At 73.2% G+C, this 24118-nt stretch carries 25 protein-coding genes and 1 riboswitch; of the genes, 10 read left to right on the forward strand and 15 right to left on the reverse strand.

Annotation, left to right across the window (positions count from 1 at the left end; genetic code table 11):
• The 3 genes from AB0K09_RS09550 to AB0K09_RS09560 form a co-directional block, all read right to left on the reverse strand.
• Window positions 1–222 (reverse strand): PTS transporter subunit EIIB (locus tag AB0K09_RS09550; RefSeq protein ID WP_366064736.1); only part of this gene is annotated, 222 nt, incomplete at its 3' end.
• Window positions 223–260: 38 nt separating this feature from the next.
• Window positions 261–1199 (reverse strand): N-acetylmuramic acid 6-phosphate etherase, encoded by a 939-nt coding sequence (murQ, locus tag AB0K09_RS09555; protein ID WP_366064737.1) that lies wholly within the window; start codon window positions 1197–1199, stop codon window positions 261–263.
• A gap of 33 nt (window positions 1200–1232) precedes the next feature.
• Window positions 1233–2120, reverse strand: a complete 888-nt coding sequence (locus AB0K09_RS09560) for a MurR/RpiR family transcriptional regulator (RefSeq protein ID WP_366064738.1) — start codon at window positions 2118–2120, stop codon at window positions 1233–1235.
• A gap of 126 nt (window positions 2121–2246) precedes the next feature.
• On the opposite strand from AB0K09_RS09560, the gene AB0K09_RS09565 reads away from it, so the two are divergent.
• Window positions 2247–2618, forward strand: a complete 372-nt coding sequence (locus AB0K09_RS09565; RefSeq protein WP_366064739.1) for a hypothetical protein — start codon at window positions 2247–2249, stop codon at window positions 2616–2618.
• Window positions 2619–2621: 3 nt separating this feature from the next.
• Window positions 2622–2900: a DUF4031 domain-containing protein gene (locus tag AB0K09_RS09570; protein ID WP_366064740.1), complete on the forward strand. Its 279-nt coding sequence runs from the start codon at window positions 2622–2624 to the stop codon at window positions 2898–2900.
• Here the strand turns inward: AB0K09_RS09570 and AB0K09_RS09575 are convergent.
• Window positions 2890–3555, reverse strand: coding sequence for a hypothetical protein (locus AB0K09_RS09575; protein ID WP_366064741.1), 666 nt, complete (start codon window positions 3553–3555; stop codon window positions 2890–2892). The genes AB0K09_RS09570 and AB0K09_RS09575 overlap by 11 nt on opposite strands.
• Before the next feature lie 59 nt (window positions 3556–3614).
• On the opposite strand from AB0K09_RS09575, the gene AB0K09_RS09580 reads away from it, so the two are divergent.
• Complete coding sequence (locus AB0K09_RS09580) at window positions 3615–4313, forward strand: copper homeostasis protein CutC (RefSeq protein WP_366064742.1); 699 nt, start codon at window positions 3615–3617, stop codon at window positions 4311–4313.
• Between the two features lie 300 nt (window positions 4314–4613).
• On the opposite strand, the gene AB0K09_RS09585 is transcribed toward AB0K09_RS09580, so the two are convergent.
• On the reverse strand, window positions 4614–5777 hold the full coding sequence (locus AB0K09_RS09585) for an MFS transporter (RefSeq protein ID WP_366064743.1): 1164 nt from the start codon (window positions 5775–5777) through the stop codon (window positions 4614–4616).
• A gap of 107 nt (window positions 5778–5884) precedes the next feature.
• Here AB0K09_RS09585 and AB0K09_RS09590 point away from each other — a divergent pair, with 107 nt between their 5' ends.
• Window positions 5885–6205, forward strand: coding sequence for a transcriptional regulator (locus AB0K09_RS09590; RefSeq protein WP_366064744.1), 321 nt, complete (start codon window positions 5885–5887; stop codon window positions 6203–6205).
• Window positions 6206–6208: 3 nt separating this feature from the next.
• Here the strand turns inward: AB0K09_RS09590 and AB0K09_RS09595 are convergent, their stop codons facing one another.
• The gene (locus AB0K09_RS09595; RefSeq protein WP_366064745.1) at window positions 6209–8263 is read right to left on the reverse strand and encodes an ATP-binding domain-containing protein; all 2055 of its coding nucleotides are present in this window, start codon (window positions 8261–8263) and stop codon (window positions 6209–6211) included.
• Window positions 8264–8544: 281 nt separating this feature from the next.
• Here AB0K09_RS09595 and AB0K09_RS09600 point away from each other — a divergent pair, with 281 nt between their 5' ends.
• Both AB0K09_RS09600 and AB0K09_RS09605 read left to right on the forward strand, forming a co-directional pair.
• Entirely contained in the window at window positions 8545–8670 is a 126-nt protein-coding gene (locus AB0K09_RS09600) for a hypothetical protein (protein ID WP_366064746.1), read from the forward strand.
• Window positions 8671–8741: 71 nt separating this feature from the next.
• Entirely contained in the window at window positions 8742–9098 is a 357-nt protein-coding gene (locus tag AB0K09_RS09605) for a hypothetical protein (protein WP_366064747.1), read from the forward strand.
• Window positions 9099–9110: 12 nt separating this feature from the next.
• On the opposite strand, the gene AB0K09_RS09610 is transcribed toward AB0K09_RS09605, so the two are convergent.
• The 6 genes from AB0K09_RS09610 to thrC form a co-directional block, all read right to left on the reverse strand.
• Window positions 9111–10763: a DNA repair helicase XPB gene (locus AB0K09_RS09610; RefSeq protein ID WP_366064748.1), complete on the reverse strand. Its 1653-nt coding sequence runs from the start codon at window positions 10761–10763 to the stop codon at window positions 9111–9113.
• 145 nt (window positions 10764–10908) lie between these two features.
• Window positions 10909–12603, reverse strand: a complete 1695-nt coding sequence (locus AB0K09_RS09615; RefSeq protein ID WP_366064749.1) for a serine/threonine-protein kinase — start codon at window positions 12601–12603, stop codon at window positions 10909–10911.
• 122 nt (window positions 12604–12725) lie between these two features.
• Complete coding sequence (groL, locus tag AB0K09_RS09620) at window positions 12726–14348, reverse strand: chaperonin GroEL (protein WP_366064750.1); 1623 nt, start codon at window positions 14346–14348, stop codon at window positions 12726–12728.
• A 352-nt stretch (window positions 14349–14700) separates the two neighbouring features.
• Window positions 14701–14904: a cold-shock protein gene (locus tag AB0K09_RS09625; protein WP_004954158.1), complete on the reverse strand. Its 204-nt coding sequence runs from the start codon at window positions 14902–14904 to the stop codon at window positions 14701–14703.
• Between the two features lie 425 nt (window positions 14905–15329).
• Window positions 15330–15605, reverse strand: a complete 276-nt coding sequence (locus AB0K09_RS09630; protein WP_366064751.1) for a MoaD/ThiS family protein — start codon at window positions 15603–15605, stop codon at window positions 15330–15332.
• A 56-nt stretch (window positions 15606–15661) separates the two neighbouring features.
• A complete protein-coding gene (gene thrC / locus AB0K09_RS09635) occupies window positions 15662–16942 on the reverse strand; it encodes a threonine synthase (protein ID WP_366064752.1) in 1281 nt (426 codons plus the stop codon).
• A 17-nt stretch (window positions 16943–16959) separates the two neighbouring features.
• A riboswitch (SAM riboswitch) is annotated at window positions 16960–17102 on the reverse strand.
• A gap of 142 nt (window positions 17103–17244) precedes the next feature.
• On the opposite strand from thrC, the gene AB0K09_RS09640 reads away from it, so the two are divergent.
• The 3 genes from AB0K09_RS09640 (at window position 17245) to AB0K09_RS09650 (ending at window position 20572) form a co-directional block, all read left to right on the forward strand.
• The gene (locus AB0K09_RS09640) at window positions 17245–18204 is read left to right on the forward strand and encodes a glucosyl-3-phosphoglycerate synthase (RefSeq protein WP_366064753.1); all 960 of its coding nucleotides are present in this window, start codon (window positions 17245–17247) and stop codon (window positions 18202–18204) included.
• A gap of 53 nt (window positions 18205–18257) precedes the next feature.
• The gene (locus tag AB0K09_RS09645; RefSeq protein WP_366064754.1) at window positions 18258–19745 is read left to right on the forward strand and encodes a trehalose-6-phosphate synthase; all 1488 of its coding nucleotides are present in this window, start codon (window positions 18258–18260) and stop codon (window positions 19743–19745) included.
• A 125-nt stretch (window positions 19746–19870) separates the two neighbouring features.
• The gene (locus AB0K09_RS09650; RefSeq protein ID WP_366064755.1) at window positions 19871–20572 is read left to right on the forward strand and encodes a hypothetical protein; all 702 of its coding nucleotides are present in this window, start codon (window positions 19871–19873) and stop codon (window positions 20570–20572) included.
• 59 nt (window positions 20573–20631) lie between these two features.
• Here the strand turns inward: AB0K09_RS09650 and otsB are convergent, their stop codons facing one another.
• The 3 genes from otsB to AB0K09_RS09665 are packed head-to-tail and all read right to left on the reverse strand — an operon-like array spanning window position 20632 to window position 22982.
• On the reverse strand, window positions 20632–21471 hold the full coding sequence (gene otsB / locus AB0K09_RS09655; RefSeq protein ID WP_366064756.1) for a trehalose-phosphatase: 840 nt from the start codon (window positions 21469–21471) through the stop codon (window positions 20632–20634).
• A gap of 20 nt (window positions 21472–21491) precedes the next feature.
• Window positions 21492–21722: a DUF3263 domain-containing protein gene (locus AB0K09_RS09660; RefSeq protein ID WP_366064757.1), complete on the reverse strand. Its 231-nt coding sequence runs from the start codon at window positions 21720–21722 to the stop codon at window positions 21492–21494.
• Window positions 21723–21731: 9 nt separating this feature from the next.
• Window positions 21732–22982 carry an extracellular solute-binding protein gene (locus AB0K09_RS09665; protein WP_366064758.1) on the reverse strand — a complete coding sequence of 417 codons (1251 nt, stop codon included), beginning with the start codon at window positions 22980–22982 and terminating at the stop codon, window positions 21732–21734.
• Between the two features lie 277 nt (window positions 22983–23259).
• Here AB0K09_RS09665 and AB0K09_RS09670 point away from each other — a divergent pair, with 277 nt between their 5' ends.
• Entirely contained in the window at window positions 23260–24087 is an 828-nt protein-coding gene (locus tag AB0K09_RS09670; RefSeq protein WP_366064759.1) for a sugar isomerase, read from the forward strand.
• Window positions 24088–24118: the final 31 nt, after the last annotated feature.

The raw sequence follows: 24118 nt of genomic DNA on the forward strand, positions 1-24118 counted from the left end.
TGCGCGGGATCTCGGCGGGGTCGGTGACCAGCCAGTTGTGCTTGGTGATGTCCGGTCGTGCAGCTCGACGCGCAGCCTGGTCATGCAGGCGGCGACGGAGGCGATGTTCGCGGGGCCGCCGAGCAGCGGCAGGAGCGCCTCGGCGGTGGCGACGGCGGCGCTGTGCCGCCGGTCGTCGGGTGACGGTCGTGACGGTGGTGAGGGTCGTGGCGGTCGTGGCATGCCTTGCTTCGCTTCCGTGGGGTGCCGGGTGCGGGGCGTCACGCCCCTCTGGCCGCGTCGAGCGCTGCGCGCAGATGGCCGTCGGACGCCTCCAGCAGCCGCGCCGCCGCCGGGCCGTCGACCTCGGCGAGCAGGACCAGGATGGCGTTCTTCACCTCGCCGTCCGTCTCCGCCAGCGCCTTCTCGATGTCCGCGTCGGCCGCGCCCGTCGCGAGCGCGACGATGTGCCGCGAGCGGGCGCGCAGCTTGTCGTTCGAGGCGCGGACGTCGACCATCAGGTTCCCGTACGTCTTGCCGAGCCGGATCATCGTGATGGTCGACAGCATGTTGAGGACGAGCTTCTGCGCGGTGCCGGCCTTCAGCCGCGTGGAGCCGGTGAGCAGTTCCGGTCCGACGACGACCTCGACGGCGTGCTCCGCGGCCGCGCCGAGCGGCGAACCGGCGTTGCAGGACAGCCCGACGGTCAGCGCCCCGGCGACCCGCGCGTGCGTGACGGCGCCGACGGCGTACGGGGTGCGCCCGGAGGCCGAGACGCCGACGACCACATCGAGCGGGCCGACGCCGAGCGCGTCGAGGTCGGCGGCGGCCAGCTTCTCGCTGTCCTCGGCGCCCTCGACGGCCGTGACCAGCGCGGACGGCCCACCCGCTATCAGCCCGACCACCTGGCCCGGGTCGGTGTTGAAGGTGGGCGGGCACTCGCTGGCGTCCAGCACGCCGAGCCGCCCGGCCGTGCCCGCGCCCGCGTAGACGAGCCGGCCGCCGCGGGCCATGCGGGCGGCGGTCGCGTCGACGACTGCGGCGATCTCCGGCAGTCGCTCGGCGACGGCCCCGGCGACCGTGGCGTCCTCACCGTTCATGAGCTCCGCGATGGCCCGGGTGGGCAGCCGGTCGATGTCCGCGAGCTCGGGACGGAACGCCTCGGTGGTGAGCGCCGCCAGCTGGGCGCGGAGTGCGGCGAAGGCTGCGGTCGAGGTCATGGCGGCGGCTCGTCTCCGAGAGGGCGGGTCCGGTCAGCGGGTGGTCGTCCGGGGGGCGTGGCGGTGGGCGAGCGCCTCGTACGACGCGGAGAGCGCGGGCGCCGCGCTCTCGTACGTGCGCTGGGCGACGCCGATGAACAGGCAGTCCACCACGAGAAGCTGGCCGGTGCGGCTCGACATGGCCGCGGGGCGCAGTTCGCTCTCCCGTGCGGAGGACGTGGTGAGCACGTGGTCGGCGTACTGGGCGATCTCACCGTCCGGGCGGCCGGTGATCGCGACGGTCGTCGCACCGCGTTCGAAGGCGACCCGCAGCGGCTCGATGACGTCGGTGGTCCGCCCGGAGTGGCTGATGGCGATGGCGACGTCGCCCGCGCGCAGCTGCACGGCGTTGGTGACGGCCAGGTGCGGGTCGCCGGGGGCGTGGGCGATCAGGCCGATGCGCAGCAGCTTCTGCACCAGGTCCTGGCCGACGAGGTGCGAGGCGCCGATGCCGTAGACATCGGTGCGGCGGGCGGCGGCGAGGGCGGCCACGGCCGCCTCCAGTTGCGCCACGTCCAGGCCGGCGGCCGTGTCCGCTAGGCACTGCGCCTCCGCCTGGGCGAGCTTCGCGACGACGCCGGTCAGCGGGTCGTCGACGGTGATGTCGGCCGTGACGGCGGGCGCCCGGCCCGCCGCCTGCTCGGCCGCGAGCGCGGCGAGGGCGAGCCGCAGGTCCCGGTAGCCGGGGTAGCCGAGGATGCGCGCGGTGCGCACGACCGTGGCCTCGCTGGTGCCGGTGCGCTCCGCGAGACCGGTGACGGTGAGCGCGGCCGAGCCGGCCGGGTCGCCGGCCAGGGCCTCGGCGACGCGCTGCATCGAGCGGGTCATGGAGGGGGCGAGCGTACGGACCTTGGCGGCGAGGGCGCCGGGCGCGGCGGCCACGGAGGGCGCCGGGACGGGAGCGGGAGGAGCCGGTGGGAAAGTTTCCTTCGCTTCACTGCTCACTTCGTGAAAGCTATTTTCGCTCCCGAGTGCCGTCAAGCCTTCGAGTCCCGGACAATGGTGCGCATGGAGCTCGAACAGGCACTGCACGCGGCGCGCGCCCTGGTCCTCGCCGACCTCGCCGCGGCGGACGTGGCCGAACCGGACGTCGTCTCGCTCGTCGAGGACGCGGTCGCGCACCGGCGCTGGTGGGTCGAGCAGTGGCCGGAGGGTGCCGCGTACCTCGCCGGGCTCGTCGCGCAGGACGTCCAGGACGCGCTCCTGGAGCGGCACGGCCGCTGGCCGCTGTGCCCGGTCTGCACCGACTCGGGCGACCCGCACGCCCTGGACGTCGAGCCCGAGCTCGGCCCGGACCCGCACTGGGCGTGCGGCAAGCAGGCGGTCCTCGTGGCGCCCGTGGGCTCGCTGGGCACGGTCCTGCCGGGGCGCTCCGGCTGACGGATGACCCTCTACATCGACCCGCCGACGTGGCCCGGCCACGGCAGGCTGTGGTCCCATCTGATCAGCGACGTCAGCTTCGAGGAGCTGCACGCCTTCGCCGGCCGGCTGGGCGTGCCGGCCCGGGCCTTCGACGGCGACCACTACGACCTGCCGTCGACGTCCTACGCGGACGCCGTGCGGCTCGGCGCGGTCGAGGTAGGCCGCAAGGAGCTGGTCCGCCGGCTGACGGCGGCCGGTCTGCGCCGGCGCGGGACCGGCAAGGGTCCGCTCACGCGGTGAGCAGCTCCAGCTCCGTCGTCATGTTCCGGCGGGCGGTCAGCTCCCAGCGGTCGTAGCCCTGCGGCGTGCGGAACAGGCGCGGCTGCTCCAGCAGTTGCCGCAGCACGGCCGCGCGGCCGTCGCGGAACGCCGCGTCGGGTACGAACCCGTACTCCTCCCGGACGGCGGCCGCGTAGACCGCGTACTCCTGCGGAGTGCCGCCGAGCACGGCGAGGTCCGCGTCGCACAGCACCTCGCCGTCGCGGTCGCCGGCGGCGGGGTCGTGGCCGGCGGTCAGCCGCACGAGCCGCGCCACCTGCGCCGTGCGCGCCGGGCTCACGCCGAGCTCCGGCAGGGCGCGCTCGGCGAGGTGCGCGCTGCGCTCCTCGTTCTCCGAGCGGTCGGGGCGGTAGACCGCGTCGTGGAACCACGCCGCGAGCCGCACGGTGTCGGCGTCGTCGGCGTGCGCGGCGAGCGTGTCGATATGGCCGAGGACGGCCGCGAGGTGATCGAGCGTGTGGTAGCGCCGCTGCGGCTCGGCCCACCGGCCGAGGAGGTCCTCGGCGTACGGCTCCGGATCGGGAACGCCGGGGCCGGCCGGGCGGACCCGGTCGACGGTCTCGCGCCAGCGGGCGCGCAGGGCGGGGCCGGACGGGTGCTCGCGAGTGGCTGCCATGGAGCCAATTGTGGAGGACCGCTTTCGGGCCCCGGCGGGGATGTGGCACCCTTGACTACATGTCTAGACCAATTCTCGAGGTGATCGCGCTCGACGCCGGGGACGCGGTGGCGGCGCGGGCCGGAGGGGCGGATCGTCTCGAACTGGTCAGCGACATGTCCGCCGACGGCCTGACCCCGGCCCGGGAGACCTTCGCGGCCGTGCGGGCCGCCGTCGACATCCCCGTACGCGTCATGCTGCGCGCGGCCGACGGCTTCTCGGCGGGCGGCGCGGCCGCGCTCGACGCGCTGTGCGCCGAGGCGACGGCGCTGCGGGCGGAGGGCGCCGAGGAGTTCGTGATCGGCTTCCTGACCGACGACGGCCGCGCCGACCTGGCGGCCGTCGCCGCCCTCTGCGACGTGATCGGCCCGCGGGCCCGCTGGACCTTCCACCGCGCGATCGACCACGCCGCCGACCGCGGGGCCCTCCGCAAGCAGCTCGCCGATCTGCCGGGCCTCGACACCTACCTCACGGCGGGCTCCCCGTCCGGCGTCGACGACGGTCTCGCGGTGCTCCTCGCGGAGACGGCCCGCGCCGACGACCCCGGCTACGAGCCGCGCGTCATGGCCGGCGGCGGCCTCAAGCTCAAGCACGTCCCGGTTCTCCTGGAAGCGGGCGTCACCGCCTTCCACATCGGCACGGCGGCCCGCCCCGCGGGCTGGTCCTCCCCGGTGACGGCGGAGGCGGTCAGCGCCTGGCGCGAGGCCCTGCCGGCCTGACGGCCGGGAGGCACGGACTGAGACCGTGACCATTCCGCCGGACCCTCGCCGCCTCGGCCGATCACCGTCGCGGCGGGAAAGGGTGCGGGGGATCGGGATCCCCCACGCCCCCGGGCCGGGGCCCCACTCCCCGCCGCCGCTGCGGCGGAAGGGCGGTGTGGGTGGGAAGACCCCCCGCCGCGGCAGCGAGCAACCACCGCGGCGCAGCCCGGCGGTGCCGAACCGGCCTGATCAGGGCCCCCACGGCCCCCGGGCCGACCCCGCCGCAGCGGCGAGCGACTACCGGCAAGGCGCCCGGTCTCACGCCCGGGAAAGGGCCGGCGCGGGGGCGGCCGGCCGCGTCGTCGACACGACGAGGAGCGTCGCCACCAGGGCCAGGGCCGCCGACGTCAGCGGGAACCAGCGCTCGCCCAGCATTGTGATGGCAAGGCTCCCCGCACCGCCGCCCGCCGCTATGCCCAGGTACAGGGCACTGCTGTTGAGGGACAGCAGCAGCGGCGCGCTCGCCGGCGCGAGGGAGGCCAGGCGGTGGGGCAGGGCCACCGAGACGGCCCAGCCCAGAAGCGGTGTGGCGAGCGCGTAGACGAACGCGCCCGGCATGCTGCGCCCCAGCCACGGCAGCGCGGCGAAGGCCGCCGCCGCGCCCACACTGGCCGCGAGGATCACGGCGCGCGCCCCGAAGCGGTCGACCGTACGGCCGCCCAGCCAGCTCCCGGCCACCGACGCGAGCCCCGAGGCGAGCAGCAGCAGGCTGAGCCGCCCGGCGTCGTCGCCGGTGGCGGGCCGCACGGCGGTGGCGAGGTAGATGTAGACCGCGTTGAAGGCGAGGAAGAAGGTGAACGTCGTCGCGGCGGCGGCAAGCACCCGGCCGTCCCGCAGCGGCGCGAGGCGCTCGCGCAGCCCGACCGCGGGGGCGGGCGCCGGCAGTCCGCGCAGGAACGCCGCGAGCCCCAGCAGCGCCGCACCGCCGAGCGCGACGACCAGCCACATCGTCAGCCGCCAGTCGGTACGGCCCAGATACGTGCCGAGCGGCACACCGAGAGCGGTGGCGACGGTCATGCCGCCGAGCACGGTCGCGAGCGCCCGGCCGCGCCGCTCCGGCGGCACGAGCGCGGTGGCCGCGGCGCTGGCGGTCGGGGTGTAGAGCGCCGCACCGGCGGCCGCGAGGACACGGGTGGCGAGCAGGGCCGGGAAGCCGGGGGCGAGCGCGCTGAGCGCGTTCGCGACGGTGAAGACGGCCAGCGCGGTGAGCAGCAGCCGGCGGCGCGGCCAGCGGGCGGTGAGCGCCGCGAGCACGGGCGCGAGGAGCGCGTACGCCAGGGCGAAGACGGTCACCATCTGCCCGGCGGCGGGCACGGAGACATCGAGATCACGGGCGACCTGGCCGAGGATCCCGGCCGTCACCATCGTGTCGGTGCCCACGGCGAACGTACCGAGGGCGAGCAGGAGCAGACGAAGACGCACGGGTCCCCTTCCCGTCGTGGATCACATCACTGTTTGACGCTCGTCAAACAGTCGGGGAAAGGTGGATGATTGTCAAACAATTTCGAAGAGCACAGAGGAGAGGTCCCATGCCGGACGAGACGCTTCCGCAGCCCGCACGCGAGGAGATGGAGCTCGTCGCCGTGCTGCGCGCGCTCGGCGACCCCGCCCGGCTGCGGCTGCTCGCGGCCTATGCGGACGGCCGCGAGCACGGCTGCGACCAGACCTACCTCGGCCTGGAGGACCTCCACAAATCGACCCTCTCCCACCACTTCCGCGTCCTGCGCGAGGCCGGCGTGACGACGACGCGCGTCGCCGGGCGCAACCGCTTCGTCCGGCTGCGCCGCGCCGACCTCGACGCCCGTTTCCCGGGCCTGCTGGACGCGATCCTGGGCGGCCTGAGCGGCTGACGGTCAGGCCAGCCGCTCCGGCAGCGGCTCGGCGTGAACGACCGTCAGCCCCGAGACGGCGCGGGTCAGCGCGACGTACAGCCGGCGCAGTCCCGTGCGCTCGTCCGGCTCGCCGGCGACGACCGCCGCCGGCTCGTCGAGGACCACGTAGTCGTACTCCAGGCCCTTCGCCAGCGACGCCGGGACCAGGGTGAGCCGGGCGTCGGCCGAGGTCTCCTCGCCCGGGGCGAGATGCGGCAGGCCCGCCTCCGCCAGCACGCGCGCGAGCAGCGGGATGCGCGCGTCGGCCGCGATCAGGCCGATCGAGCCCTCGCGTTCCAGGGACGCGCGGCAGGCCGCCAGGACCGTCGCGTCGAGCTCGGCGGGCTCGACCCGCCGCACGGCGAAGTCGCCCGCCGACTCGCGCACCGACGTGGCCTCCGCCAGCCCCGGGGCGATCGCGGGCAGCAGCCGCGACGCGTACGCGATGACCTCGCGCGGCACACGGAAACCCTGCGTCAGCTCCTCGACGGCCGCCTCCGGCTTGCCCAGGTGGCGCAGCGCCTCCTGCCAACTGGCCGTGGCCCACGGGGTCGTGCCCTGGGCGATGTCGCCGAGGATCGTCGCCGAGCCGGTCGTGCAGCGCCGGCCCACCGCCCGGTACTGCATCGGCGACAGGTCCTGCGCCTCGTCCAGCACCACGTGTCCCAGCGAGGGCGTGCGCGAGACGAGGTCCGCCGCCTCGTCCACCAGCACCGCGTCCGCGGCGGACCACTTCGCCGCCTTCACCGAGCGCACCGGCCGCGCCCAGAGGATCTCGGCCTGCTCCTCCGCGTCCAGCACCCCCGCCGCGTGCTCGGCGAGGAACTCCGCGTCCGACAGCAGCCGCAGCACCAGCTTCGCCGGGTCGACCGGCGGCCACATCGCCTTGACCGCCGCCTTCACCGCCGCGTTGCGCGCGACCGCGTCCTGCACGCGGTCGTCCGGCGCCTCACCGGCCGCCTCCATCCGGACGAGCACGGCGTGCGCGATCCGCTGCGGCAGGGCCTCGCGCGCGGCACCGTAACGGATGTCGCGCGCCAGCAGCTCGCGCACGATCTCCTCCAGCTCGTACGCCGGCACGCGCCAGCGCCGCGAACCCCGCACGACGACGAGCGCCTCCTCCGGCATCGTCACACCCGACCGCACGGCGCGCCGCAGCACCTCCGCCATGCGGGCGTCGCCCTTGATCCGGGCGGCGGCGGGCGTGTCCGCGCCGCGCACCTCGACGTGCGCGACCAGGTCGTCGACCGTCGCCTGCGCGACGTTCAACTCACCCAGCGCGGGCAGCACTTGCTCGATGTACTGGAGGAAGGACCGGTTCGGCCCGATGACCAGCGTGCCCGTCCGGGCCAGCCGCTCGCGGTGGGCGTAGAGCAGATACGCGACGCGGTGCAGGCCCACGGCCGTCTTCCCGGTGCCGGGCGCGCCCTGCACGCACACCGTGCCACCGATGCCGGCCCGGACGATCTCGTCCTGCTCGGGCTGGATGGTCGCCACGATGTCCCGCATCGGACCGACACGCGGCCGCTCGATCTCGGCCTGCAGCAACCGGCTGGCCTGCTCGCCGGCCGACGCGTCCGTCAGGTCCTCGTCCTCGTACGCGGTCAGCTCGCCGCCGGTGTAGCCGAACCGCCGCCGTGTGCGGACGTCCATCGGCTCCTTCTTCGACGCCCGGTAGAACGGCTGCGAGACCGGCGCGCGCCAGTCGATGACCATCGGATCGCCCTCGGCGTCGTGCACATGCCGCCGGCCGATGTAGAAACGTTCGCCCTCGGCCCCCTCGGCCTGATCCGCGCCCGGGGCGTGCAGATAATCGAGCCGGCCGAAGAACAACGGGGTGTGCGCCAGATCGGCGAGGGCCGTGATGCGGTCCTCGATCTGCCGCTGCAACACGGCGGCGTTGACCCAGTTGGCGGTGACGTCCTTGATGTCGAGCGCCTCGACATCCTCCCGCATGGCCCGCAACGCGGACCGGGACGCCGCGAGGTGCTCGCGCTCACGCTGGAGGGGATCGAGGGGGGACTGCGGCGCGGGCACGACGAAACCTCCGGACGTTCGGCGGGATGATCGGGAACACCGCCGGTTTCCGTCCGGTCGGCAGCGCTCCCGGCGCGGGGCGGCGGGAGGCGGCAAGAGACGGGATTTTAATCAGCGGGCCACCGGCGCGCGAACGAATTTCGCACCGGCCCCCGGGCACCCTCGGGGTCGCCCTCCACCTCCCGTAGGGGTCGCCATGATCCTGGGGTCGTAGCGCCCGGCCCCGCGTTTTACACCGGCAGGCCGATGCGGGGCGCCCGCGGCGCGGCGACCATGGAGACATGACTTCGGAAAACGCCCCCGCCTCCCCCCTCACCAGCGCCCTGCGCGCCCTCAAGGCCTTCGCCGGCGCGGCCGTGAGCGTCGTCCTCCTGGGCCAGCACGCGAACGAACGCCCCGCGATCTGAGTACCTACACCGGTACGAGCTGAGTAGCTCAGCCGTGCCGGGGCGCCCGGGCCCGCTGATGGGATGAGCCCATGACCACACCGCTCACCCACGACCCCGGCCTCGACCGCGACCGCGACCGCACGGCCTGGACCGTCCGCGCCATCACCGCCGTGCTCCTGCTGCCGCTGCTGGCCATCGACCTCTTCTTCATCGGCCTCTCCCCGATGGCCACCGACAGCTGCGGCCCCGACCACTGCTCCGCCGCGCTGAACGACTCCCTGGCCACCGCGCCCGTGGTCTGGCTGATCGCCGTGGCGCTCCTGATCGTCACCTGGGCCCTGCCCTCACGCCGGTCCTGCCGCGAGGGCCGCGTGCTCGCGGCCCTCTTCTCGGCGCTCGCCGGCCTCGCGACCCTCGGCATCCTCGCGAACCTGCCCACCGGCTGACCGCTTCCGCGATCAGACGGTCTCCTCCCCCGCCAGCAGCTCGTCCGCGTCGACGATCCGGTACGCGTAGCCCTGCTCGGCCAGGAAGCGCTGGCGGTGCGCCGCGAAGTCCTGGTCCACGGTGTCGCGGGCGACGACCGAGTAGAAGCGCGCCTCGTGCCCGTCGGCCTTCGGCCGCAGCACCCGGCCCAGCCGCTGCGCCTCCTCCTGCCGCGACCCGAACGTGCCCGACACCTGGATCGCGACCGTCGCCTCCGGAAGGTCGATCGAGAAGTTCGCGACCTTGGAGACGACCAGCACGTTCAGCTCCCCCGCCCGGAAGGCGTCGAACAGCTTCTCGCGCTGCGCGTTCGTCGTCTCACCCTTGATGACCGGCGCGCCCAGATGCTCGCCCAGCTCGTCGAGCTGGTCGATGTACTGCCCGATGACCAGCGTCTGCTCCCCCCGGTGCCGGCGGACCAGCGCCTCGGTGACCCGGCGCTTGCTGTCGGTCGTCGAGCAGTAGCGGTACTTCTCCTCCGTCTCGGCCGTCGCGTACGTCAGCCGCTCCGAGTCGGTGAGGTTCACCCGCACCTCGACGCAGTCCGCCGGGGCGATGTAGCCCTGGGCCTCGATCTCCTTCCACGGCGCGTCGAAGCGCTTCGGCCCGATGAGCGAGAAGACGTCCGACTCGCGCCCGTCCTCGCGCACCAGCGTCGCGGTCAGCCCCAGCCGCCGCCGCGCCTGGAGATCCGCGGTGAACTTGAAGACCGGCGCCGGCAGCAGATGCACCTCGTCGTAGACCACCAGGCCCCAGTCCCGGGAGTCGAACAGCTCCAGATGCGGGTAGACGCCCTTCCGCTTCGTCGTCAGCACCTGGTACGTGGCGATGGTGACCGGACGGATCTCCTTCCGCGTCCCGCTGTACTCGCCGATCTCCGACTCGGTCAGCGAGGTGCGCTTCACCAGCTCGTGCTTCCACTGCCGCGCGGAGACCGTGTTCGTCACCAGGATCAGCGTCGTCGCCTTGGCCTCCGCCATCGCGCCCGCCCCGACCAGCGTCTTGCCCGCGCCACAGGGCAGCACGACCACGCCCGACCCGCCGTGCCAGAAGCCGTCGACCGCCTGCCGCTGGTACGGGCGCAGCGCCCAGCCGTCCTCGCGCAGCTCGATGGGGTGCGCCTCACCGTCCACGTACCCGGCCAGGTCCTCGGCCGGCCAGCCCAGCTTGAGCAGCACCTGCTTGATCTGCCCGCGCTCGGAGGGATGCACGACGACGGTGTCGTCGTCGATCCGCGCCCCGACCAGCGGCTGGATCTTCTTCGACCGGAGCACCTCCTCCAGCACCGGCCGGTCCGAGCTCTCCAGCACCAGCCCGTGCGTCGGGTGCTTCAGCAGCCGCAGCCGCCCGTACCGCGCCATGGTCTCCGCCACGTCCACGAGCAGCGCGTGCGGCACGGGGTAGCGCGAGTACGAGACGAGAGCGTCGATCACCTGCTCGGCGTCATGCCCGGCGGCCCGCGCGTTCCACAACCCGAGGGGCGTCACCCGGTACGTATGAATGTGCTCCGGCGCCCGCTCCAGCTCGGCGAAGGGCGCGATGACACGACGGCAGGCATCGGCCTGCTCGTGATCCACTTCCAGCAGCAGGGTCTTGTCGCTTTGAACAATGAGGGGGCCGTTCACGCGTCACCCTTTCGGTACGGCTAAACCTCCAGTGTGCCGCATGAGGGTGCGGTGCCGTCGTGGCTTCGTCCCCGGAGGAACGCGGCGGCCGGGTCCACAGGTGAGGAGTCCGGCGTCGCCCCGGCAACGCCGGAATCCCTTCGCGCTAGCAGCGCGTCGACGGTCCGGTCTGGCGGGTCAGGTTGTCGTTGGACATCCAGCCCGCGGTCTTCGTGCCCTCCACGCGGACGTAGGTCCACGTGTGGCCGTACGCGTTCACGACGGAGCAGTGGTACCAGAGCTTCGTCCCGGTCTTGGCCAGGGTCACCGACGGGCAGCTCTCGTACGGGCCCGTCTGGAGGTGGTAGCTGCCCGACAGGTAGCCGTACGTGCCCGGGTGCGGGTCCTGGTGGCTCCAGCCGGTGCAACTCTTCGACACGGCGCTGGGCTTGGCCGACGCGGACGGGGACGCGTGCGGGGTGGCGCTGGGCCTGGCGGCCGGTGTCCGGCTCGGGTGCTGCGACGGGGTGGCGGACGGCTTGCCGCGGGCGCTCCGGGACGGGGATGCCTTGCCGGCGGAGGAGGTGCTCACCGCCGGGGCCGCGTTCGCCACGTTCGTGCTGCCGTTGCCGTCCATCAAGGCGTACGTGACGCCGCCGCCCGCGAGCACGGCGGCGGCCGCCGCCGCGATGACGACACGGCCGCGGCCGCGCGAACGGCCGGGAGCCGGATCCGGGGCCGGAACGCCGGGCGGCGGCCCGTAGCCGGTGGGCGGTGGCTGCGGGAACGGGTGCGGAGACGGGTGCGGGAACGGCTGCGCGGCAGGCTGCGGGAAGGATGGCGGCGACGGCTGCGGGAACGGCTGCGCGGCAGGCTGCGGGAAGGATGGCGGCGACGGCTGCGGGAACGGCTGCGGCGCCGCCTGCGGCAGTGGTGCCGCGCCGAACCCCGGTGGTGGGAGCGGCGACACCGCGGCGGTGGGCGCCGGCGCGGGGTCCGGGGTCCCGCCCGCGGCCACCTCCTCCAGCATCCGCCGCGCCTGCTCCGCGCTCGGCCGGTGCTCCGGTTCCTTCGCCATCAGTGCCCGCAGCACCGGCGTGAGCGGGCCGGCGCGGCGCGGCTCCGGCAGGGGCTCGTTGACGATGGCCGTCATCGTGGACCACACCGAGGTGCGGCGGAACGGCGAGGCGCCCTCCACCGCCGCGTACAGCGTCATGCCCAGCGACCAGATGTCCGACGCCGGACCGGGCTCCCTGCCCTGCGCCCGCTCCGGCGGGAGGTAGTCGATGGAGCCGATGATCTGGCCGCTCTGGGTCAGCCTGGTCATGGCGTCCTCGTCGGACGCCTCCATGGTGGCGATGCCGAAGTCGGTCAGCACGACCCTGCCGCCGCGCTCCAGCAGCACGTTCGCCGGCTTGACGTCCCGGTGCAGGACGCCGGCCCGGTGCGCGGCGCCGAGCGCGTCCATCAGCTTGGCGCCGATGGCGGCGGCCTCGCGCGGCTCCAGGCTGCCGCGCTCCGCCAGCACGTCGTCGAGCGAGGGGCCGTCGACGAGTTCCATGACGATGACCGGCAGGCCCTGGTCCTCGGTCACGTCGTGCACGGTGACCACGCCGCCGTGCCGGATGCGGGCGGCGGCCTGCGCCTCCCGCTGCATCCGGGCCCGCAGGTCCGCGAGCTCCGGGCCGGAGGCGTCCGTGTAGACGCGGAGGATCTTGACGGCGACCTCGCGGCCCAGCAGCTCGTCCACCGCCCGGGCGACGACGCCCATGCCGCCGCGCCCGATCGGCGCGGTCACCCGGTAGCGCCCGCCGAGCACCTGTCCGACCAGCTCGTTGCCGCCCGCCTCCCCCGCTGTCACCGGCTCGCTCCGTTCGTGGTCGTCACCCTGGCGGCACCAGGGTAAACGCCGCCGGGGCGGCACCCCCTGGGAGAGGGGTGCCGCCCCGGCGATCAGGACGGTCGATCAACCGGTGAGGTCGATCAGAAGTCCATCTCACCGCCCGGCATGCCGCCCGGAGCGGCCGCGGCGGCCTTCTCCGGCTTGTCGGCGATGACGGCCTCGGTGGTCAGGAACAGCGCGGCGATGGACGCGGCGTTCTGCAGGGCGGAGCGGGTGACCTTCGCCGGGTCGATGATGCCCTCGGCGATCATGTCGACGTACTCGCCCGTGGCGGCGTTCAGACCGTGGCCGACGGCCAGGTTGCGCACCTTCTCCACGACGACGCCGCCCTCGAGACCACCGTTGACGGCGATCTGCTTCAGCGGGGCCTCCAGGGCCAGCTTGACGGCGTTGGCACCGGTGGCCTCGTCGCCCTCGAGCTCCAGCTTCTCGAACACCTGGGAGGCCTGGAGCAGGGCCACGCCACCACCGGCGACGATGCCCTCCTCGACGGCCGCCTTCGCGTTGCGGACGGCGTCCTCGATGCGGTGCTTGCGCTCCTTGAGCTCGACCTCGGTCGCGGCACCGGCCTTGATGACGGCCACGCCGCCGGCCAGCTTCGCCAGGCGCTCCTGCAGCTTCTCGCGGTCGTAGTCGGAGTCGCTGTTCTCGATCTCGGCGCGGATCTGGTTGACGCGGCCCTGGACCTGGTCGCTGTCACCGGCACCGTCGACGATGGTCGTCTCGTCCTTGGTGATGACGACCTTGCGGGCGCGGCCGAGCAGGTCGAGACCGGCGTTCTCCAGCTTGAGGCCGACCTCCTCGGAGATGACCGTGCCACCGGTGAGGATGGCGATGTCGCCGAGCATGGCCTTGCGGCGGTCGCCGAAGCCCGGGGCCTTGACGGCGACGGACTTGAAGGTGCCACGGATCTTGTTGACGACCAGGGTCGACAGGGCCTCGCCCTCGACGTCCTCGGCGATGATCAGCAGCGGCTTGCCGGACTGCATGACCTTCTCGAGGAGCGGCAGCAGGTCCTTGACCGAGGAGACCTTGGAGTTGACGATCAGGATGTACGGGTCGTCGAGGGACGCCTCCATACGCTCCATGTCGGTGGCGAAGTACGCCGAGATGTAGCCCTTGTCGAAGCGCATACCCTCGGTGAGCTCCAGCTCCAGACCGAAGGTCTGGGACTCCTCGACGGTGATGACGCCTTCCTTGCCGACCTTGTCCATGGCCTCGGCGATGAGCTCGCCGATCTGGGTGTCGGCGGCGGAGATGGAGGCGGTGGAGGCGATCTGCTCCTTGGTCTCCACGTCCTTGGCCTGCTCGAGCAGCGCGCCGGAGACGGCCTCGACGGCCTTCTCGATGCCACGCTTCAGGGCCATCGGGTTGGCACCGGCGGCCACGTTGCGCAGACCCTCGCGGACCAGCGCCTGGGCGAGGACGGTCGCGGTCGTCGTGCCGTCACCGGCGACGTCGTCCGTCTTCTTCGCGACCTCCTTGACCAGCTCGGCGCCGATCTTCTCGTACGGGTCCTCGAGCTCGATCTCCTTGGCGATGGAGACACCATCGTTGGTGATCGTGGGGGCGCCCCACTTCTTCTCGAGGACGACGTTGCGACCCTTGGGGCCGAGGGTGACCTTGACGGCGTCGGCGAGCTGGTTCATCCCGCGCTCGAGACCGCGCCGTGCCTCCTCGTCGAACGCGATGATCTTGGCCATGTGAAGTGGTCCTCCCAGACGGGACGGGGTGAGATGCTCCGGACCGCGCTGGCGCCCGCGACGGACGGCCTGCGGACCAGGCGGTTCCTTGCCCCGCCGGGCCTGCGGACCTCACCGACGGTCCAAATCTGTCACTCTCGACCGGAGAGTGCTAACGCCAATAGTTAGCACTCGGCACCTGCGAGTGCAAGCGGGTCCCCCAATCCCTGCCCCCGTGCCGGACCACGCATGCGCGACACACGCGCGCGGCCGCGAGGGGCCGCCAAGGGCCGCGCGCACGCACGAGGGGCCCGCGCCTCCCGGCGCGGGCCCCTCGGCGAGCTTCAGTGAGCCGGTGGTCGATGCGCACCGGTCAGGCGGTCACCTTGACCATGTCCGCCTGCGGCCCCTTCTGGCCCTGCGAGATCTCGAACTCGACCCGCTGCCCCTCCTCGAGGGTGCGGTAGCCGTCCATCTGGATCGCGCTGTAGTGGACGAATACATCCGCACCACCGTCGACCGCGATGAAGCCGTACCCCTTCTCCGCGTTGAACCACTTGACGGTGCCCTGAGCCATGCCTAACTCCCCTATTACTGGCCCTTGCACAGGACCGCACTTCGCGGACCCGGGTCAGACCTCACCCCCGGACAGGACGGAGGTGTGCGCCGGAACGCGTCGACCGCGGCTGAATGTATCTGCACGGATGCCGTCTGCAACAGGTCAGTCGGACGAGAATTCCGGGCGCGGCCGATCGGAAAAAAGCACCGGTTCCCGGAGTTTTACGGGCAACTCGGACCGGGCAAAGGCCAACCAACCCGACAAATCGCGCACCTGTTTCCGGCACAACTTGACGGGTTCTCATATGCGTTCGGTGGTGACACCGGAGGGGGAACGCCCCAACTGTATCGCGCTCCAACAGCCGGAATCGCCCCGTCCGTTTTCCGGCCGGGGCGATTCGGGAATGTCCGCGGGAACCGCCCGTGAAAGGCGTTACCTGTGGTTCAGCCGCCGGCGACGGCGGGGATGATCGACACGCCGGCGCCGTCCGGCGTGGGCGCGGCGAGCCCGCCGCCGAAGCGGACGTCGTCGTCGTTCACGTAGACGTTGACGAAGCGGCGCAGCTTGCCGGCGTCGTCCAGGATGCGGGCGCCGATGCCGGGGTGGTTCGTCTCCAGGGAGGCGATCACATCGGCGAGGGTGGCGCCCTCGGCGGGCACCTCGGCCTTGCCGGCGGTGTAGGTGCGCAGGATCGTGGGGATGCGGACTGTGACGCTCATGGGGGTCTCCGGGGGTTCGGTGGTCGTCGGGTGCGGGCCGGCCGGCCGGGCCGGGCTCAGGCCAGGGAGCGGAACGCCTCGAGCGACGGCCGGATCGTCGCCGTGGGGCCGGAGGCCACCGCGTCCAGCGTCTTCAGGCCGTCGCCCGTGTTGAGGACGACCGTGGTCAGGGAGGGGTCGAGGACCCCGTCCTCGATCAGCTTGCGGGTGACGCCGACCGTCACCCCGCCCGCCGTCTCCGCGAAGATCCCCTCCGTGCGGGCGAGCAGCCGGATCGCGTCGACGATCTGCTCGTCCGTGACGTCCTCCACGGCTCCCCCGGTCCGCCGGGCGATGTCGAGGACGTACGGCCCGTCCGCCGGGTTGCCGATCGCGAGGGACTTCGCGATGGTGTCCGGCTTCACGGGGCGCACCACGTTGTGCCCCTCCTTGTACGCGCGGGAGACCGGCGAGCAGCCCTCCGCCTGGGCGCCGAAGATCCGGTAGGGGCGGTCCTCGACCAGGCCCAGGGCGATCAGCTCCCGCAGCCCCTTGTCGATCTTCGTGAGCTGGGAGCCGGAGGCGATCGGGACGACGATCTGGTCCGGCAGCCGCCAGCCGAGCTGTTCGCAGATCTCGTAGGCGAGCGTCTTGGAGCCCTCGCCGTAGTAGGGGCGCAGGTTGACGTTGACGAAGCCCCAGCCCTCGCCGAGCGGGTCGCCGATGAGCTCGGAGCAGAAGCGGTTGACGTCGTCGTAGGTGCCCTCGATGGCGATGAGGTCCCCGCCGTAGACGGCGGCCGTGACGACCTTGCCCGCCTCCAGGTCGTGCGGGATGAAGACGCAGGAGCGCAGGCCCGCGCGGGCGGCGGCGGCGCCGACCGCGCCGGCGAGGTTGCCGGTGGAGGAGCAGGAGAGGGTGGTGAAGCCGAAGGCGCGGGCGGCCTCGACGGCGATGGCGACGACGCGGTCCTTGAAGGAGTGCGTGGGGTTGCCGGAGTCGTCCTTGACGTAGAGACCGCCGGTCACGCCCAGCTCGCGGGCGAGGTTGCCGGCCTCGACGAGCCGGGTGAGGCCCGGGCCGAGGTTCGGCTTCTCCGCGACGTCGGCGGGGACGGGCAGCAGCGGCGCGTAGCGCCAGATGTTCGCCGGGCCGGCCTCGATGCGGCGCCGCAGCGCCTCCGGGTCGCCGGCGGGGAGCTCGTAGGCGACCTCCAGCGGGCCGAAGCAGGAGGCGCAGGCGAAGACCGGGCCGAGCCCGAAGCGCTCACCGCACTCGCGGCAGGACAGCGCGACGGCGGGGCCGAAGGAGGGAACGGGGGAGGTGACGGTACGGCTTTCAACGGCTTGGACAGCCATGGAGGCGAGGCCCTTTCTCCTCATCTTCCTCGCGGCGCACCTCGCCGCGAGACGGAATTGGCACCTTCCCCGCCGGGAGCCTCGCCGGGTGACCGGGAGATCGGCTGGAGGGTTGCCGGGGCTTCAACGGGCCGTGTCCCTCTGCCCCTCTGGATGAGCGGTATGGCCGGGTCGGGGACCCGGCGTTTGTGCGCACGACGACCCCGGCATGCGGGGGGCGTCCGCGTTGTTCAAGACTGTAACCGACGAAACCGGCCCGGAAGAGGGGTCGTCCGAAGCGCGAGATGCGAGGAGCGGTACACGTGCTGGAAGAGGTGGAGCGCTGGTTGGAACGGCGGTCCTGGGTCGCGGCCGACCGTCCGCTCGACCGGCTCCTCGCCGCCAAGGCCGCGACGGGCACCACGGTCAGCGTCGTGCTGCCGGCGCTGAACGAGGAGGCGACGGTCGGCGCGATCGTGGCCACCGTCCGGCGCGAGCTGATGTCCGAGGCCGTGCCGCTGGTGGACGAGCTGGTGGTGCTGGACTCGGGTTCCACCGACCGTACGGGTGAGGAGGCCGCGGCCGCCGGGGCGCGGGTCGTGCACCGGGACGAGGTGCTGCCGCGGCTGCCGGCGCTGCCCGGCAAGGGCGAGGTGCTGTGGCGGTCGCTGCTCGCGACGACCGGCGACGTCGTCTGCTTCGTCGACGCGGACCTCCGCGAGTTCTCCCCGGCCTTCGTCTCCGGCATCGTCGGCCCGCTGCTGACCGATCCGGACGTGCACTTCGTCAAGGCGATGTACGACCGCCCGCTGGGCACGGCCGCGGGGCCGGTGCCGGCGCAGGGCGGCCGGGTGACGGAGCTGGTGGCCCGCCCGCTGCTGAATCTGCACTGGCCGCAACTGGCCGGTTTCGTCCAGCCCTTGGGCGGCGAGTACGCGGCCCGGCGCTCGCTGCTGGAGCGGCTGCCGTTCCCCGTGGGGTACGGGGTGGAGCTGGGCCTGCTGGTGGACGCGCTGCACACGGTGGGGCTGGACGGGCTCGCCCAGGTGGACGTCGGCGTCCGTCTCCACCGCCACCAGGACGACCGGGCGCTCGGCCGCATGGCCGCCGCGATCTACCGCACCGCGCAGCTGCGGCTGGCCCGGGGCCATCTGGTGCGGCCGGCCCTCACCCAGTTCGAACGCGCGCCGGAGGGGTTCGTTCCGCGGACGTATCCCGTGGACACGGAGGAACGCCCGCCGATGGCCGGCATCCCGGAGTACGCACGGCGACGCGCCGCCTGAACGTCCCCTTGGGCGTACGTTTGAGCGGTTCCCTCCCGGGCAAGGCTGGCGGCATGGTCGCTGAGCATGTGCAATCCGCCCCGATCGTCGTCGCGTCGAACCGGGGCCCCGTCTCCTACCGGCTGGGCGCGGACGGCTCGCTGCTGGCCGGGCGCGGCGGGGGCGGGCTGGTGTCCGGGCTCAGCGCGATCGGCCACGAATCCGGCGCGGTGTGGGTGTGCGCGGCGCTCGGCGAGGGCGACCGGGAGGCCTCCCGCCGGGCGGAGGAGTCCGGCCGAAGACTGGACCCCGCCGACACCGGGGGCCACGCCGTACGGATGCTGGACATCCCGGCGGAGACCTTCGCGGCCGCGTACAACGGGATCGCCAACTCGGTGCTGTGGTTCGTCCACCATCTGCTCTACCAGACGCCCCTGGAACCGGCCTTCGACTCCGCCTTCCGGACGCAGTGGGCCGCCTACGAGGCGTACAACACGGCCTTCGCGGACGCGATCGCCGAGGAGGCGGCCGAGGGCGCGTGCGTGCTCGTCCAGGACTACCACCTCACGCTGGTGCCCGGTCTGCTCCGGGCGCGCCGCCCGGATCTGCGGATCGGCCACTTCTCGCACACGCCGTGGGCTCCGCCGGACTACTACCGGCTGCTGCCGGACGACGTCGCCGAGCAGGTGCTGCGCGGGATCCTCGGCGGCGACCGGGCCGGCTTCCTCACCCGGCGCTGGGCCGACGCGTTCGCCGCGTGCTGCGAGAGCGTCCTGGGCGCGGAGGTACTCCGGGAGGGGCCCGGGGCCCCGGCGGTGCGCTTCGAGGGGCGGACCACCCGGCTCGGCGTGCACGGCCTCGGCGCCGACGCGGAATTCCTGCGCGAGCGCGCCCACCAGCCGGACGTCGAGCAGCGCATGGCCGCCCTGCGGCAGCAGATCGGCCCCGACCGGAAGGTCATCGTCCGCGTCGACCGGACGGAGCTGTCGAAGAACATCGTCCGCGGTCTGCGCGCCTACCGGCGCCTGCTGGAGGACCACCCGGAGTGGCACGGCCGGGTCGTGCACGTCGCCTTCGCCTACCCCTCGCGGCAGGACCTCGCGGTCTACCGCGCGTACACCGCCGAGGTGGAGCGGGTGGCCGGCGAGATCAACGAGGCCTTCGGGAAGCCCGGCTGGCAGCCGGTCGCCCTCCACGTCAAGGACGACTTCGCCCGCTCCCTCGCGGCGTACCGGCTCGCGGACGTGGCGCTGGTCAACCCCATCCGCGACGGCATGAACCTGGTCGCGAAAGAAGTCCCCGTGGTCTCCGACCACGGCTGCGCCCTCGTCCTCTCCCGCGAGGCGGGCGCGGCGGCGGAGCTGGGCGAGGACGCGCTCCTGGTCAACCCGTACGACATCGAGGCCACGTCCCGGGCCCTGGACGAGGCCCTCCGCCTCGACCGGACGGACCGCGAGGCCCGCACGAAACGACTGGCCGCGGCGGCGACGGCCCTCCCCCCGGCCCGCTGGTTCACGGACCAGCTGACCGCACTCCAGCGGGGCCAGGAGCGCACGGGCTGAGACCGGGATGGGGGGCGGGTGGCGGTGTGCGCCCGCGTGGGCGCCGTGTTCGGGAGACGCGCTGTAAGCGGAACCGCTTCCTGGGCCTTGCAACCCCACCGGCCCCCGGCGGGTAGCCATCCCGCATGTCGATTGTCGTGCGCCGCGCCGCCGCAGCAGTGGCCGTCAGTGGTGTCATCGCGCTTTCCGCGACCGCCTGTTCGTCCGGGTCATCCGGTTCGTCCGGCACGGAGGAGAAGGCCGCCGGGACGTCCGGCGCCCCTCCCGGAGGGATACCCGTGGGGCCCGGACCGCGGTCCCCGTACACCGTGCAGAAGCAGCCCGAACCGGGCAGCTGTCACTACCGGTACACCTCCGCGAAGGAGCCGCTGCCGGACCCGAAGTGTTCGCCGGGGGCGACGAACCCGAAGGTCACGCAGGACACCATCAAGTCCACCATCTGCTGCAGCGGATACACCTCCGACATCCGGCCGTCCACGAACATCACCAGCCGCGAGAAGACCGCCAACGCCGCCTCCTACGGCTACAAGGGCAACCTGCGGGACGCGGAGTACGACCATCTCATCAGCCTGCAGCTCGGCGGCGACCCGAACGATCCGCGCAATCTGTGGGTGCAGCCGCCGTCCCCGGGGCACAAGCCGGGGGCCGGGCCGAACAATCCGAAGGACGTCGTCGAGAACAAGCTGAAGGCCGCGATCTGCGCCGGCAAGACGCAGCTGGCCAAGGCGCAGCAGGCCATCGCGCGGGACTGGACGACGGCCCTGTCCGTGCTCGGCATCCAGGCGACGGGCACGCCCCGCGAGACGAGCGACGCCGACGACGGATAGCCGGGCAGACGGGCAATCGGGCAGCCGGGCAGCCGGGCAGCCGGGCAGACGGGTGGCCGTCAGGCGAGACGGTCCGCCAGCCCGGTCAGGAGGCCGGCGACACCGGACGGGCCGTCGACGACGAGGTCCGCGCGCTCGGCGAGCACGGTGACCTCGGCGCTGCCGCTGCACACCAGGACGCCGGGCACGCCCTCGGTGCGCAGCTTCTCGACCGCCGCGAAGGCGGCGAGGTCGCCGAGGTCGTCGCCGGCGTAGAGGACGGCCCCGGCGTCGACCTCGCGCACGTAGTCGGCGAGGGCGACGCCCTTGTCCATGCCGGGCGGGCGCAGCTCCAGGACGAAGCGGCCGGGCTCGACGATGAGGCCGTGCCGCTGGGCGAGCGCCGTGAGCGGGTCGCGCAGGGCGCCGAAGGCGGCCTGGGGGTCGGCGGCGCGGCGGGTGTGGACGGCGACGGCGCGGCCCTTGTCCTCGACCCAGGTGCCCTGCCAGTTGCCGGACCGGTCGAGGACGCCGGGCAGCTCGGCCCGGACGGCGGCGACGCCCGGGTGCGGGGCGGGGGCGCTGACGGTGCCGGTGACGGCGTCCCAGCGTTCGGCGCCGTAGTGCCCGAGGACGACGAGGTGTTCCAGCCCGGCGACCCCGGCGAAGCCGCCGTGGCGCACGGCGGCCCCGGCCGGGCGGCCGGTGACGACGGCGACGGAGGCCAGCCGCGGCGCGAGCCGGGCGAGGGCCGGTACGGCGCCGGGGTGGGCGCGGGCCCGCTCGGGATCGGAGACGATCTCGGCGAGGGTACCGTCGAAGTCGAGGGCGACGACGGCGCGTTCGGGCCGGGCGAGCAGTGCGGCGAGGCCCTCGCGGCCGACGGCGGTCACGGGTTCCGGAAGGGGGAGGCTGCCCATGGGCCCGACCCTACCGGCCGTCAGCGGCTCGCGCGGCGCGCCTCCCGCAGCCGCCGCAGCCGGTTGACCGTGACGGGGTCGTGGGCGAGGGCGCGGGGGTCGTCGAGAAGGGCGTTGAGGAGCTGGTAGTAGCGGGTCGGGGTGATGCCGAGCCGCTCGCGCACCGCGCGCTCCTTGGCCCCGGGCCCGGGCCAGGAGGCCCGTTCCAGGGCGAGCACGGCCACGTCCCGCTCCGACAGCTCCTCGCTCACACGCCCAACCTAACTCGCCGGCGTGCCCGCCTGCGCCTGTCCCGCGTTCTCCGTCGCGTTGGCGTCGCGCTGGATCTCGCCCAGGACGGAGGCCGGGTCGCCGCCCTTCTTCACGGTGGCGCCGATCTGCTCCTTGAGGGCCTTGCTGACCTTCGCCCAGGAGGTCTTGTCCGCCGGATAGAACTCGGCGTTCTCCAGCTGCTCCAGGAACTGCTGGAGGTTCTTGTGCGCGGGGTCCTCGTGCATGGCCTGGGACGCCGAGGTCGTCACGGGCAGCAGGTCGTACTGGCCGGTGAAGGCCAGGACGTTCTTCTTCGCGTAGACGAAGTCGAGGAACTTGCCGCACTCCTCGCGGTGACCGTTCTGCTTGAAGGCCATGATCCAGTCGGCGACGCCCATGGTGGACTTGGACAGGCCCTTGGCGCCCGGCAGCGGGGCCATCTCGAAGGACACGCCCTTGGACTTGGCGGCCAGCTGCATCAGCGTCGGGTGGCCGTTGAGCATGCCGACCTCGCCGCGGCAGAAGGCGTCGAAGACTTCCTGCCGGTTGGTGCGGGCGGGGTCGCCGGGGCCGGTCAGGCCCTTGCCGACGAGCTCGTCGCGCAGCCATTCGAAGGCGCGGATGTTCTCGTCGCGGTCGATGGTGTAGGCGCCGTTCTTGTCGGTGTAACCGCCGCCGGCGCTCAGCATCCACAGCATCGTCTCGGCCGGCGCCTCCTCCGGGCCGAGCGGCAGACCGTAGGGGATCTTCACACCGGCCTTCTGCAGCTTGACGGCCGCGGCCTGGATCTCGTCCCAGCTCTGCGGGGCCCTGGCGATGCCGGCCTTGGCGAAGAGGGTCTTGTTGTAGAAGAGCAGCCGGGTGCTGGCGACGAACGGCAGGCCGTACTGGATCCGGTGCACCTCGCCCGCCTTGGCGATCGAGGTGATCATGTCGGCCTGGGTGGGTATGGACAGCATCTGGTCGGCCGAGTAGAGCTTGCCGGCCGCCGCGAAGTCGGCGTACGCGCCGATCTGCGCGATGTCCGGGGCCTTGCCCGCCTGGACCAGGTCGGCGACGTGCTTGTCGACCTCGGTCCAGCTCAGCACCTCGACGTCGACCTTGATCCCGCTGTTCTTGGACTCGAAGTCGCGGGCCAGGGCCTCCCAGTACTTCTTGGAGCTGTTGGCAGCGTTGTCGCCGTAGTCCGCCGCGACGACCTTCAGCCGCTTGTCACCGCCGGGGCCGCCGCTGCCGCACGCTGTCAGCGCGGGTGCCAACGCCGCAGTGGCGGCGCCCGCCGCCGTCAGACCCAAGAACCGCCGCCGCTGCACTACTGCTTCCCGCCTCGTGGTTGATCGTCACACATTCGTCGCAAATGCGTCTTACGCACTGGTGTCCGGTGGAGACCGCGAGTCTCCCCCGCGCGCCACCTTACGGTCTACGCCTCGGGGGTCTCGCTTCGGTATCGCCCTTCCCCTGTCATGCGCGCGACTGCTATGCACGGTCCGATCGAGCACGACGACCACTTGCCGCCTCTCGCAAGGAGCCCCGCGCATGCAGCCGTCCTCTTCCCGCACCGCTCTCGAGCTGGCCACTCAGCCCGACTGCTGGCGCCGCGCCGCCGCGGTCGCGCCCGCGCACACGACCTCGCTCCCGGTACCCGGCGAGCGGGTGGCCGTCACGGGCTGCGGCACGTCCTGGTTCATGGCGCAGGCGTACGCGGCGCTGCGGGAGGCCGCCGGCCAGGGCGTGACGGACGCCTTCGCGTCGTCCGAGTTCCCGGCGGGACGCACGGAGGGCGCCTACGACCGGGTGGTCGCGATCACGCGTTCGGGGACGACGACGGAGGTCCTGGACCTGCTGTCCGCGCTGCGCGGCCGGACGCGGACCGTCGCGCTCACCGCCGATCCGGCGACGCCGGTGACGGACGCGGCGGATGCGGTGACGGTGCTGGACTGGGCGGACGAGGAGTCCGTGGTCCAGACCCGCTTCGCGACGACGGCCCTGGCCCTCCTCCGCGCGACCCTCCCGGACGGCCACCGAGCGGTCGCCGAGGCGGCGGCCCAGGCGGAGACCGCCCTGGCCGAGCCCCTGCCCTCCGGGCTGCTGGAGGCCGAGCAGTGGACGTTCCTGGGCCGCGGCTGGGCGTACGGGCTCGCGCTGGAGGCGGCGCTGAAGATGCGCGAGGCGGCCGGGGCGTGGACGGAGGCGTACCCCGCGATGGAGTACCGCCACGGCCCGGTGGCGATCACGGGGCCGGGGCGGGCGGCGTGGCTCTTCGGCCCCTGCCCTCCCGGGCTCGCGGGGGACATCTCCCGCACCGGCGGCGTCCTCGTCGCCGACGGCCCCTGCTGTACTACCGCGAGAACGTGCACGGGCTGACCGTGCTGCTGGAGGCGGTCGTGGCCGCCGG

Source organism: Streptomyces sp. NPDC049577, from assembly GCF_040675635.1.
GTDB lineage: Bacteria > Actinomycetota > Actinomycetes > Streptomycetales > Streptomycetaceae > Streptomyces.

What these genes read in the sequence shown, in the direction of transcription:
- murQ (WP_366064737.1), bottom strand. Translation starts at nt 1,199, where the DNA reads ATGACCTCGACCGCAGCCTTCGCCGCACTCCGCGCCCAGCTGGCGGCG.
- AB0K09_RS09565 (WP_366064739.1), top strand. Translation starts at nt 2,247, where the DNA reads ATGGAGCTCGAACAGGCACTGCACGCGGCGCGCGCCCTGGTCCTCGCC.
- AB0K09_RS09570 (WP_366064740.1), top strand. Translation starts at nt 2,622, where the DNA reads ATGACCCTCTACATCGACCCGCCGACGTGGCCCGGCCACGGCAGGCTG.
- AB0K09_RS09575 (WP_366064741.1), bottom strand. Translation starts at nt 3,555, where the DNA reads ATGGCAGCCACTCGCGAGCACCCGTCCGGCCCCGCCCTGCGCGCCCGC.
- AB0K09_RS09580 (WP_366064742.1), top strand. Translation starts at nt 3,615, where the DNA reads ATGTCTAGACCAATTCTCGAGGTGATCGCGCTCGACGCCGGGGACGCG.
- AB0K09_RS09590 (WP_366064744.1), top strand. Translation starts at nt 5,885, where the DNA reads ATGCCGGACGAGACGCTTCCGCAGCCCGCACGCGAGGAGATGGAGCTC.
- AB0K09_RS09600 (WP_366064746.1), top strand. Translation starts at nt 8,545, where the DNA reads ATGACTTCGGAAAACGCCCCCGCCTCCCCCCTCACCAGCGCCCTGCGC.
- AB0K09_RS09605 (WP_366064747.1), top strand. Translation starts at nt 8,742, where the DNA reads ATGACCACACCGCTCACCCACGACCCCGGCCTCGACCGCGACCGCGAC.
- groL (WP_366064750.1), bottom strand. Translation starts at nt 14,348, where the DNA reads ATGGCCAAGATCATCGCGTTCGACGAGGAGGCACGGCGCGGTCTCGAG.
- AB0K09_RS09625 (WP_004954158.1), bottom strand. Translation starts at nt 14,904, where the DNA reads ATGGCTCAGGGCACCGTCAAGTGGTTCAACGCGGAGAAGGGGTACGGC.
- AB0K09_RS09630 (WP_366064751.1), bottom strand. Translation starts at nt 15,605, where the DNA reads ATGAGCGTCACAGTCCGCATCCCCACGATCCTGCGCACCTACACCGCC.
- thrC (WP_366064752.1), bottom strand. Translation starts at nt 16,942, where the DNA reads ATGGCTGTCCAAGCCGTTGAAAGCCGTACCGTCACCTCCCCCGTTCCC.
- AB0K09_RS09645 (WP_366064754.1), top strand. Translation starts at nt 18,258, where the DNA reads ATGGTCGCTGAGCATGTGCAATCCGCCCCGATCGTCGTCGCGTCGAAC.
- AB0K09_RS09650 (WP_366064755.1), top strand. Translation starts at nt 19,871, where the DNA reads ATGTCGATTGTCGTGCGCCGCGCCGCCGCAGCAGTGGCCGTCAGTGGT.
- otsB (WP_366064756.1), bottom strand. Translation starts at nt 21,471, where the DNA reads ATGGGCAGCCTCCCCCTTCCGGAACCCGTGACCGCCGTCGGCCGCGAG.
- AB0K09_RS09670 (WP_366064759.1), top strand. Translation starts at nt 23,260, where the DNA reads ATGCAGCCGTCCTCTTCCCGCACCGCTCTCGAGCTGGCCACTCAGCCC.